Here is a 10,735-nt window from a genome sequence, read left to right on the forward strand (position 1 = left end):
TAAGATTAGCCGAAGGCGTAACCCACCTCTTCTGTTTCTGTGGAGAGAGACAGTGGTGGGTTACGCTTCGCTAACCCACCCTACGAGAGCTACGCCGCCCGCGTCACCGCGTCGATCAGCAATCCCGCAGACAACAGCAAGCCGGCATCGCGGTTCGACTTGAACAGGCGCAGGCAGAGCTCGGGATCGTCGATCCTCAAGCGCACGATCTGCAAGGCCAGATGCACGGCGAAGGCCACGAGCCCGAGCCAGGCCGGCCAGCGCGCATCGCCGGAGGCCAGCGCGATGCCAATCAGCATCACCGCGAGCCCGTAGAACAGGATCAGCGCCTGCTGCGTGTGCGCGCCGAACAGGCGTGCGGTCGACTTGATGCCGATCAGCGCGTCGTCCTCGGCGTCCTGATGCGCATAGATCGTGTCATAGCCGATCACCCAGGAAATCGCGCCTGCATAGAGCACGAGCGCGGTGAGGTCGATGCGTCCGAACGTGACGGCGAATCCCATCAAGGCGCCCCAGGAGAAAGCAAGCCCGAGCACGATCTGCGGCCACCAGGTGATGCGCTTCATGAAGGGATAGATCGCGACGATCAAAAGCGAAGCGATGCCAGTCGCAATTGCGAAGCGGTTGAATTGCAGGAGCACCAGGAGGCCGATCAGCGCCTGCGCGACCATGAAGGCCAGCGCCTGCTTCGTGGTGACCTGCCCCGACGGCAATGGCCGCGAGCGCGTGCGCTCGACCTTGTCGTCGAGGTCGCGGTCGGTGATGTCATTCCAGGTGCAGCCCGCCCCGCGCATCACGAAGGCGCCGATGAAGAACAGCACGATGGTGAGCGGCAGTCCGCGGACGTCATGCGCCATGCCGCTCGCGAGCGCCGCCGACCACCAGCATGGCATCAACAGCAGCCACGAGCCGATCGGACGGTCGAAGCGGGACAAGCGCAGGTAGGGCCGCGCCCAATGCGGCGCGAGCGTATCGACCCAGTTGCCGGTGGAGTCGGCAACGCGGGCGGACGTGCTAGTGCCCAGTTTTCGAAGTTCGTATTCCATCGCGGCGTATTCCGGTACGAACTTCGAAAACTACAAGGGCACTAGCCAGAAAATTACAATTCACGTGCCGCTTATCGATTTGAAGTTCCTATGAGGATCTCGCGGCGAGCACCGTAGGAACTTCAAATCGGCGGCACGTGTATCATCGGGTCAGGACGTTGCCGTTGAGCGTATCGAAGGTGCTGCCGCCCTTCCTGCCAGCATTGGCTTCCGGCGCCGAACCCGAGCCCAGGACCTCGCTCAGCGAGGGGCCAGCCGGACGCGCCTGTTGCTGCTGCATCTGCTGCGCCACCATGCAGACCTTCTTATGCATCGCCTCGGTGTTCTTGTGGCCATCCTTCATCTGCGCGCCGACCTGCGCCGGAATCCCGCATTTGGCTGCGTGGGACTCGATGTACTTGATCATCTTCACTTCGGCCTGGCTGAAGTTGCCGATCAGCTTGCAGGCCTCGTCCGGCGGCGCATGGCGGTCGCTCGCGGCCTTGATCAGCTTGCCGCGCTTTTCGGCTTCCTCGCGCAGAGGAATGAAGGCCTTCATGCAGTCCTCGCCGGGACCGGCTTGCGTCGGCGGAGCCGCGCTGAACGCCCCGGCACCTCCGATTGGCGCGGCGCCATTCACGGGAAAGGACGATTGCGGCGCCGTGCCGACGGAGGCGACGGGCGCCGAGCCGTTCACGGGCGGAAAGGCGGAGCTGGTCGCGGCCTGGCCGGGCAGCGGCGCTGGGAAGGCGCTTTGGGCATAGGCGCCCGCGGCACCCATGGTGACCATGGCGGCGGTGATCGGAACCATCAGATGACGGATCATGAAGGCAGTCTCTCCGGCAGGAGCTTACGGGATTCGGCGTCTTCCCATTTGAAGCGCAATCAGCGCGTTCGCGTTTTTACGATTCCCGCCGGCCCTTAACAACCCGTGGAATTGGGCAGGAGCGCGGCGCTGGGACGCATCAATTCGGCGATATTTACCCCCAAAAGTACCGGTTTCGGTTAAGAACGGCGGCAAATCGGACCCTTGAACGATGCCCTCCCACGATTTCCGCGCTCCCCGGCTGTTCGTAGACTCCCCCCTCGTGCAGGACGCCAGGGTGCCGCTCGACCGCGATCAGAGCAATTACCTCGGCAATGTGCTGCGGCTTGCCGCCGGGGCCGAGGTGCTGGCCTTCAACGGCCGGGACGGCGAGTGGCAGGCGGCCATCGAAGGCCGCAAGCGGCCGGATAGCCTCGTGATCCTCCAGCAGACGCGGCCCCAGGACCGGCTCCCCAACCTCACTTACGTCTTCGCGCCGCTCAAGCATGCCCGGCTGGATTACATGGTGCAGAAGGCCATCGAGATGGGCGCCGCCGCCCTGCAGCCGGTCCTGACCCGCTTCACCCAGGCCTCCCGGGTCAATACCGAGCGGATGCGCGCCAATGTCGTCGAGGCGGCCGAGCAATGCGGCATCCTCAGCCTCGCCACCGTTGTCGAGCCGATACCGCTGGAACGGTACCTCAGCCAGCGCGCGGCGAGCCGGTTGCTGATCTTCTGCGACGAGGCGGCGGAGGTCCAAAACCCCGTTCAGGGCCTGCAAGGCGCCCGCGAGGCCGGCCAAGGCATTGACGTGCTGATCGGCCCCGAGGGCGGTTTCGCCGAGGAAGAGCGAGCGCTGCTGCTGCGGCAGCCCAAAATCCTGCGGCTGGCGCTCGGCCCGCGGATCATGCGGGCCGATACGGCCGCAGTGGCGGCGCTGGCGCTGGTGCAGGCGGTGCTGGGCGACTGGGGCGGCAAGACGGGCTAGTTTCCGTCGGCGATGCAGTCGCACCAGGCCGTCATGCCCAGGCTTGTCCCGCCTGCGGGGCAAACCAGGGCAAGCCCGGCGCAGACGATGAGCGATGCATTGCCCGTCGTTAAGCGATTGATCCTTTGGAGGTCGAAACCGTTTTCGGGCCATGCTAAGGGCTGCGGCGATCCCCTTGCCCTGCCCGGTTCCGCCGGGACGATGGACCCCTGTGATGACCGCGACTGCCACCTCAAACGCTGCCGGCTCCGCCGCCTGGGCGGATACGCTGCTCTTGTCGTTCGCGCAGGCGGGCTATGTCAGGGCCGAGCCCGCCATCCTGCAACCGGCCGAGCCGTTCCTTGACCTCTCCGGCGAGGACATCCGCAAGAGCCTGTATCTGACCACAGACCTGTCCGGCGAGGAGCTCTGCCTGCGCCCGGACCTGACGATTCCCGTCGCCCGCGACTATCTCGCCTCGAGCCGCGCCGGTCAGCCGGCCGGGTTCAGCTATCTCGGCCCGGTGTTCCGCTACCGCAGCGGCCAGGCCAGCGAATTCCTGCAGGCCGGCATCGAATCGTTCGGCCGCCAGGACCGCGCCGCGGCCGACGCCGAGATGCTGGCGCTGGCGCTGGAGGCGACCAGCGCCTTCGGCGTGGGCGACGTCGAGATCCGCACCGGCGACGTCGCGCTGTTCAACGCTCTGCTCGATGCCCTCAACCTGTATCCGGTCTGGCGCCGCCGCCTGGTCAAGGATTTCAACCGCAAGATCAGCCTGGAGCAGGATCTGGAGCGACTGGCAGCCGCGACCACCGCGACACGCAGCGAATATGAGGGCGTGCTGGCCGCCCTCGCCGGCTCCGACCGCAAGGCGGCGCTCGCCTTCGTCACCGATTTGATGTCGATCGCCGGCACCACCAATGTCGGCGGACGTACCACGGCCGAGATCGCCGATCGCTTCCTCGAACAATCGACGCTGAAGGGCGGCGCGCTGCCGCGCGAGGCGATTGCCGTGCTCAAGCGCTTCCTGACGATCTCGGGCAACCCCGACGACGCCATCGCCGAGTTGCGCGCACTCACGGCCGACGCGAAGCTCGATCTCGCCAAGGCGATCGATCAGTTCGAGAGCCGGGTCGGGTTCATGGCGGCGCGCGGCATCGACGTGAAGCAGACGCGCTTCTCCACCGCCTTCGGACGCGGCCTCGATTATTACACCGGCTTCGAATTCGAGCTGCATCACCGCGGCAACGGCGCCGAGCCGCTGGTCGCCGGCGGCCGATATGACGGGCTGATGACCCAGCTCGGATCGGCCGAGCCGATCCCCGCGGTGGGATTCTCGGTGTGGGTGGATGCGCTGACGAAGATCGGCCGCAAGGTGGGAGCTTAAGCCATGAGCGCGCCATTCGTTCTGGCCGTTCCCTCCAAGGGCCGCCTGCAGGAGAACGCCGAGGCCTTCTTCGCCCGCGCCGGGCTCAAGCTGTCGAAGGCCGGCGGCGCCCGCGACTACCGGGGCACCATCGCAGGGCTGGACAATGTCGAGGTCGCCTATCTCTCGGCGAGCGAGATCGCATCGCAACTGTCGCGCGGCTTCGCGCATCTTGGCGTCACCGGCGAGGACCTGGTGCGCGAGACCATCGCCGATGCCGACAAGCGCGTCTCGCTGATCGAAGGCCTCGGCTTCGGCTATGCCGACGTCGTGGTCGCGGTGCCGCAGGCCTGGATCGACGTCCGCACCATGGCCGATCTCGACGACGTCACCACCGGCTTTCGCGAGCAGCATCACATGCGGATGCGGGTCGCGACCAAGTTCGTCAACCTCACCCGCGCGTTCTTCCAGACCCACGGCATCACCGATTACCGCATCGTCGAAAGCGCAGGCGCGACCGAAGGCGCGCCGGCAGCCGGCAGCGCCGAGCTGATCGTCGATATTACCACCACGGGCGCGACGCTCGCCGCCAACGGCTTGCGCGTGCTCGACGACGGCGTGATCCTGCGCAGCCAGGCCAATCTCGTGGCGTCGAAAGATGCCGACTGGTCGCCGCAGGCGCGGGAGACCGCGCGCGTCATCCTCGACCACATCGCAGCGAGGGCGCGGGCCAACAAATACCGCGAGGTCCGCACCCGCTTCCGACAGTGCGACGCCGCCCTGCTCGGCGAAGCCCACAGCCGGTACGGCGTCGAGGCCCCGTTCGGCGGACCGACCTCGTCAGGCATGCTGACGTTGCACTGCCCACCGGGGCAGCTCTACGCGCTGGCGAGCTTCCTGCGCGAGCATGGCGCCGAGACCGTTTCCGTGGTTTCGCTCGACTACGTGTTCGACCGGGAGAACCCGCTGTTCGCCAGGCTGGAGGCGTTCCTGCGGCGGTGAGTCCCAGGTCCGTTCGGCTTTTCCGTTCAGCTTTGCGACAGTAACCGGCAGCTACCATATGCTGTTGAGGATGACCTTGAACGCCTCTGGGACCTTGATCGATGACGCTGGGCTCTGACGTTTCCGGCATGACGACGACGGCAGCCACCGCTGCCGCGAAGGGACTGTCGATAGTCGTCCCCGTCTACAACGAGGCGGCCGGCCTCGCCGCCCTGCATCAGCGCATCTGCGATCTCGCGAAGACGCTGCGGCAGCGCTATCGGCTGTCTTGCGAGGTCGTCTACGTCGACGACGGCAGCAAGGATGCGACGCTGTCGATCGCCCGGTCGCTGCCGGCCGACGCGCTCGACGTCCAGGTGGTGTCGCTGTCGCGCAATTTCGGCAAGGAGGCGGCGCTGATGGCCGGCCTCGACCACGCAAGGCTCGGCGCCGTCATGTTCATGGACGGCGACGGCCAGCATCCGCCGGCCCTGATCGAACAGCTGGTGCGGCACTGGATCGACGACGGCTATGACGTCGTCTACACCGCGAAAGCGCATCGCGACAACGAGACCTTCCTGCGCCGCGTCGCCGTGCACGGCTTCTACGCGCTGATCAATTGGGGCGCACGCCAGAAAATCCCCGAGGACGCCGGTGACTTCCGCCTGCTGTCGCCGCGCGCGGTCGCTGCGCTCAGGCAATTGCCCGAGCGCAACCGCTTCTTCAAGGGCCTCGCCAGCTGGATCGGATTCCGCCAGATCCGCGTCGACTACGAGCCTGCGGCGCGCGCCCATGGCGTCACCACCTTCAACGCCGCAAGCCTGCTTGGCCTCTCGATCGAGGGCCTGACCTCGTTTTCGGTTGCGCCCTTGCGCTTCGCCAGCCTGCTCGGCGTCATTCTCGCCGGAGGTGCCTTCCTGTTCGGCCTTTCGATCCTCTGGGAGGTGTTCACGACCGGCAAGCAGGTGCCCGGCTATCCCTCGCTCGTGATCGGCCTGATGACCATCGGCGGCGTACAGCTCATCATGATCGGCATCGTCGGCGAGTATATCGGCAAGATCCTCTCCGAGCTGAAGGCGCGCCCGATCTACTTCGTCGCCGAGCACAGCGAAAGGCATTTCGAGGCCGACAAGGCCGACGACGTCTCCAAGAGGACGGCGGCCGAATGAGCGCGGCGGCAAGGCCGCGGCGGATCTGGCTCTGCGCCGACGATTACGGCATCAGCCCGGGCGTCAACCGCGCCATCCGCGACCTGATCGAACGCGGCCGCCTCAACGCCACCTCGGTGATGATGGTGGGTGCAGCGATCGCGCGCAGCGAGATCGAGGCGCTTCAGTCCGCGGCGAAGACGAGCCCGCGCTGCACGATCGGATTGCACGTGACGCTGTCGGCGCCGTTCCGGCCGCTCACCATGCATTTCCGCCCGCTCGACGGCGACATGTTCATGCCGTTTCCGAAGCTGCTGCGCGCGGGCGTTTTGCGGCGACTCGACCGCGAATTCTTCCGCGCCGAGGTGAAGGCGCAGCTCGTGGCCTTTGCAGACGCCTTCGGTCGCGTGCCTGATTTCGTCGACGGCCATCAGCATGTGCAGCTCTACCCGCAGGTGCGCGACGGCTTCGTCGATGCGGTCGTTGAAACTGCGCCAAGCGCCTGGGTCCGCCAGGGCGGCCGCGACCTGCCGCTCAGGCAACGGCTGGCGTCACCAAAAGCCATGGTGCTCGACAGTCTCAGCGCGCAATTCCGCCGCCGCGCCGGCAGCGCCGGCCTCGGCTTCAACCCCGGCTTCGCCGGCGCCTATGATTTCACGCGCGCCGCCGATTTCGGCGCGCTGATGCGACATTTCCTGGAAGGCCTTCCCGACGGCGGCCTCGTGATGTGCCATCCCGGCTTCGTCGATGACGTTCTCGCCGGCCTCGACCCGATGACCGATGTGCGTGAGCGCGAGCACGCCTATCTCGCCAGCGACGCCTTTGCGCGCCTGCTGACCGCCAGCAACGTGACACTGGGATGAAACCGGCGAGAAGCGTGCCGGGAGGCAGCTTGTCGCATACGGAAATTTAATACGGCCGGCACTGTTGGGGCCACAATGGAACCCTACATCTGCCTCGCGCTTGTTTCGCGCGAGGGAGATTGATCATGACGCCGCAGGAACGCCAGCTCGTCGACGAGCTCTTCGACCGGCTTTCGAAACTCGAAAATGCACCGCGCGATCCGGACGCGACCGCCGCGATCTCCGACGGACTGCGCAAGGCCCCCGGCGCCGTCTATGCGCTGGTGCAGACCACGCTGTTGCAGGACGAAGCGCTGAAGCGCGCCCATAATCGCATCCAGGAGCTGGAAGCCGCCCAAGCGCCCCAGTCCGCCCAGTCCGGCGGCTTCCTCGACACCATGCGCGACTCGCTGTTCGGCGGCAGCCCCTCGCGTGGCTCGGTTCCAAACGTGCCGCCGCGCGACTCGCGGCCGGTGTGGAATAGCGGCCAGGCGATGCAGCAGACGCAGCCGGGCTACGGCCAGCCATATGGACAGGCTTACGGCCAAGGTCCGGGACAAGGTTATGGTGCCCCACCGATAGGCGGTGGCGGCGGCTCGTTCCTCGGCACGGCGGCCGCGGCCGCGGCCGGCGTCGTCGGCGGTTCACTGCTGCTCTCCAGCATCCGCGGCATGATGGGCGGCGGATCGCATCAGGCTTTCGGCGACACCACCATCATCGAGGAGCGCGGCGGCGGTGGAAGCCCTTGGGGCGGTAGCGACCAGTCCGGCGGCTCGCTCGCGCGTGATGCCGGCCTCAACGACATCGGCTCGAACCGGGACTCCCGCCAAGGCTTCTTCGACCAGGCCTCGAACGATGACCGTAGCAACAACGATCAGAACTACGACAACGATCACGACGACAACATGGACATGGCCGACGACAGCGATTTCGATGGCGGAGACGACGGCGGCAGCGATTACGCCTGAGCAGTTCGCCCGGCAAATGCGGAACGGCCGCCTCCAGGCGGCCGGTTTCTTTCAAGGTATAGCTCAAGCACCTTCTGTGCCGCCGCACGCAGGCGGCTCTTCGATATAATATGACTAATGCGCGCGGTTATTGGACAGCACTGAGCGAGCGTTGCCGGACGCGCCTGACTTCACCACGACAAGCGAAATGGCCCTCGGACACACGCGACCGTAGACTCCCGGATTTCCAAATTTGGACATAGGTGTTCAACTGGAAGAACACGTTGCTCATGCCACACAACGTGGCTGCCTCTCTTGGCTAGAGTCGGGGGTTCCGAGAATGAGTCCACTTCAGGAGCGCATTGCAACCTTGAGCGACGTGACAACACATCTCATCACCGAATTGTACGAGTTGGAGGGACTGCACGAGCGCCTCAGGAAGGCAGAGCTGTCGGCGCGGCGGTTGAACCGCTCCGCTCACCCGCCGCATCCGGTTTCATCAACTCGTCGTCGCTGCTCCGCCCCGCGTCTCGGGTCGAGGCGGCACCGTCAGCGAGCATAGACCAGCTTGGCAGGCATTCGCCGGAGGCACGCAACGCCTTCGATGACGCGCATTCCGAGCCGGCGCGGCGCGCGGGGCTGATCGCTCCATCGAGCGCATGAGTCACATCACCACGACCTTGGTGCCGACATTGACGCGGCCGTAGAGATCGATGACGTCCTCGTTGCGCATGCGGATGCACCCCGAGGAGACGTTGGTGCCGATCGTCCAAGGCTCGTTGGAGCCGTGGATGCGGTAGAGCGTCGAGCCGAGATACATCGCGCGGGCGCCGAGAGGATTTTCCGGACCGCCTTCCATGTGCCGGGGCAGATCGGGCCGGCGCGCGAGCATTTCGGCGGGCGGCGTCCAGTCCGGCCATTCGCGCTTGGCGGTGATCGACTTCACGCCGGACCAGGTGAAGCCGGGACGCCCCACGCCGATGCCGTAGCGCATCGCCCGGCCGTTACCCTCGACGAGATAGAGGAACTTGTTCGGGGTATCGACCACGATCGTGCCGGGACTTTCCTTGCCGCTATAGTCAACGAGTTGTTTCTCGAATTTCGGATCGAACGGACGCTGCCGCAGATCGACCGCCTCCTGCTGGAGCGCGTCTTGCTGATATCCCCCCTGCATCTGCGGCTCGCCCATCGGCGGCAGGCGGCGCTGATCGTAATAGGCCGGCTGCTGCTGATACACCGGCTGCTGCGGCGCGTAAGCCGGACCGCGGCCGGGACCATCCCCGAACAGGAACTCGATGAAGCCGCCACCCATGCTCGAATTGGAGGCGACGCGCACCGGCGCCGGCGGCACCTGCGGGGCGTAGAGCACCGCGGGCGGATCGTTCGGAATGCTGTTGTCGAAGGCGCTGGCATCGTTCGCGCCGGCAATGAAGGTGCAAGCGCTGCCGAGCAGCGCGACAGACATTTTCTTGAACATCGACGTACTCTGTACTGTTTCGTCTAGATCACATGCGCCGCGGAAGCTGCCTGGCTGATCGGAGCCCGCGACGTGGTCAATAAAGAGCAAAAGCCGTTTTGTTTGGTAAACGTATCGGGCGCTTGGATTCACCACGTCGCGAGCGGCGGCGCAATTTGGCGATCAGCGTTTATTTTCCATGAACGTCGTGCGTCCATGGTTAATCGCCTCTTTGCGCGGCGTCGCGCGCGGCCGCCCGGCGGTTCCGGCTGTGAACTTCGTGTTAAATCGCTTCTGCCTACAAAGACGCGTGAATGAGGTGGGGGGAGTATCCTGATGGCTGTTCACCGCAAACGTTTTCGTGTCGAGGATATCGTCGGTGGCGAGATGCCCATTCTAGACATAACTGAAGAGGCACCCCCGATGCATAGCGAGATCATGGCTGAGCTGCGCGCGATCCGCGCACAGATGGCGAAGGGCGCGGCCCCGCTGTCCGGAAGCGCAGCCATGGCGGCGATCGACGCCTCGACGGCCCACGAGCTTGCCGAAGCGCGTACCATGCTCGAGACCTACCGGGCCCAGATCGAGCAGTGCGAGAAGCTGAAGGTGGAGCTCGACCTCATCCACGACGCCATCGATCGCACCAAGCGCGAGATCGCGACGCTGCACGGCAAGAGCTTCGACGGCGGCGAAATGGCCAAGGTCAATGGCGAGCTCGGCGCGGTGGTCGGCGGCACCGAGCAGGCGACCCAGCAAATCCTCGAAGCCGCAGAATCCATCGACCAGGCCGCCAGCGCGATGTCCAAGGTGGACTCGGCCGATCAGCAGAAGCGGCTCGCCGACGACATCCAGGAACGCGTCATCTCGATCTTCGAAGCCTGCAACTTCCAGGACCTCACCGGCCAGCGCATCAGCAAGGTCATGACCACGATGAAGTTCATCGAGCAGCACATCAATGCGATGATGGACATCTGGGGTGGCGTCGACGCGATCAAGGCCCATGTGCCGGCGCAGGTCGACAGCCGCAGCGAGGACGAGAAGCTCCTCAACGGCCCGAAGCTCGCCGGCGACGTCGGCCACGCCTCGCAGGACGACATCGACGCGCTGTTCGACTGAGCGGACACGGATAGGAAAAAACAAAACGCCGGCGCAAGCCGGCGTTCTTTGTTTGGCGTCATTGCGAGCGAAGCGAAGCAAT

At 65.5% G+C, this 10,735-nt stretch carries 10 protein-coding genes; 7 read left to right on the forward strand and 3 right to left on the reverse strand.

Annotated features, from left to right (window positions below; translation table 11 throughout):
• Positions 1-89: 89 nt before the first annotated feature.
• Positions 90-1,046 (reverse strand): 4-hydroxybenzoate octaprenyltransferase, encoded by a 957-nt coding sequence (gene ubiA, locus IC50_RS37290; RefSeq protein ID WP_050991202.1) that lies wholly within the window; start codon positions 1,044-1,046, stop codon positions 90-92.
• A 142-nt stretch (positions 1,047-1,188) separates the two neighbouring features.
• Complete coding sequence (locus IC50_RS37295; protein ID WP_035716652.1) at positions 1,189-1,851, reverse strand: hypothetical protein; 663 nt, start codon at positions 1,849-1,851, stop codon at positions 1,189-1,191.
• A gap of 211 nt (positions 1,852-2,062) precedes the next feature.
• Here IC50_RS37295 and IC50_RS37300 point away from each other — a divergent pair, with 211 nt between their 5' ends.
• From IC50_RS37300 to IC50_RS37325, 6 genes are all read left to right on the forward strand, one after another.
• Positions 2,063-2,818 carry a 16S rRNA (uracil(1498)-N(3))-methyltransferase gene (locus tag IC50_RS37300; RefSeq protein WP_035716654.1) on the forward strand — a complete coding sequence of 252 codons (756 nt, stop codon included), beginning with the start codon at positions 2,063-2,065 and terminating at the stop codon, positions 2,816-2,818.
• 214 nt (positions 2,819-3,032) lie between these two features.
• On the forward strand, positions 3,033-4,184 hold the full coding sequence (locus IC50_RS37305; protein WP_035716657.1) for an ATP phosphoribosyltransferase regulatory subunit: 1,152 nt from the start codon (positions 3,033-3,035) through the stop codon (positions 4,182-4,184).
• A 3-nt stretch (positions 4,185-4,187) separates the two neighbouring features.
• Positions 4,188-5,165 carry an ATP phosphoribosyltransferase gene (gene hisG, locus IC50_RS37310; RefSeq protein WP_035716660.1) on the forward strand — a complete coding sequence of 326 codons (978 nt, stop codon included), beginning with the start codon at positions 4,188-4,190 and terminating at the stop codon, positions 5,163-5,165.
• A gap of 101 nt (positions 5,166-5,266) precedes the next feature.
• On the forward strand, positions 5,267-6,313 hold the full coding sequence (locus IC50_RS37315) for a glycosyltransferase family 2 protein (RefSeq protein ID WP_035716663.1): 1,047 nt from the start codon (positions 5,267-5,269) through the stop codon (positions 6,311-6,313).
• Positions 6,310-7,155 (forward strand): ChbG/HpnK family deacetylase, encoded by an 846-nt coding sequence (locus IC50_RS37320; protein WP_035716665.1) that lies wholly within the window; start codon positions 6,310-6,312, stop codon positions 7,153-7,155. The genes IC50_RS37315 and IC50_RS37320 overlap by 4 nt, the downstream gene beginning before the upstream one ends.
• Positions 7,156-7,280: 125 nt before the next feature.
• Entirely contained in the window at positions 7,281-8,102 is an 822-nt protein-coding gene (locus tag IC50_RS37325; RefSeq protein ID WP_035716667.1) for a DUF2076 domain-containing protein, read from the forward strand.
• Positions 8,103-8,745: 643 nt separating this feature from the next.
• On the opposite strand, the gene IC50_RS37330 is transcribed toward IC50_RS37325, so the two are convergent.
• Positions 8,746-9,558, reverse strand: coding sequence for a L,D-transpeptidase (locus tag IC50_RS37330; RefSeq protein WP_035716668.1), 813 nt, complete (start codon positions 9,556-9,558; stop codon positions 8,746-8,748).
• Positions 9,559-9,873: 315 nt separating this feature from the next.
• Here IC50_RS37330 and IC50_RS37335 point away from each other — a divergent pair, with 315 nt between their 5' ends.
• A complete protein-coding gene (locus IC50_RS37335; protein ID WP_035716671.1) occupies positions 9,874-10,653 on the forward strand; it encodes a protein phosphatase CheZ in 780 nt (259 codons plus the stop codon).
• Positions 10,654-10,735 lie beyond the last annotated feature (82 nt).

Source organism: Bradyrhizobium genomosp. I (2014), assembly GCF_000261685.1.
Taxonomy (GTDB): Bacteria; Pseudomonadota; Alphaproteobacteria; order Rhizobiales; family Xanthobacteraceae; genus Bradyrhizobium.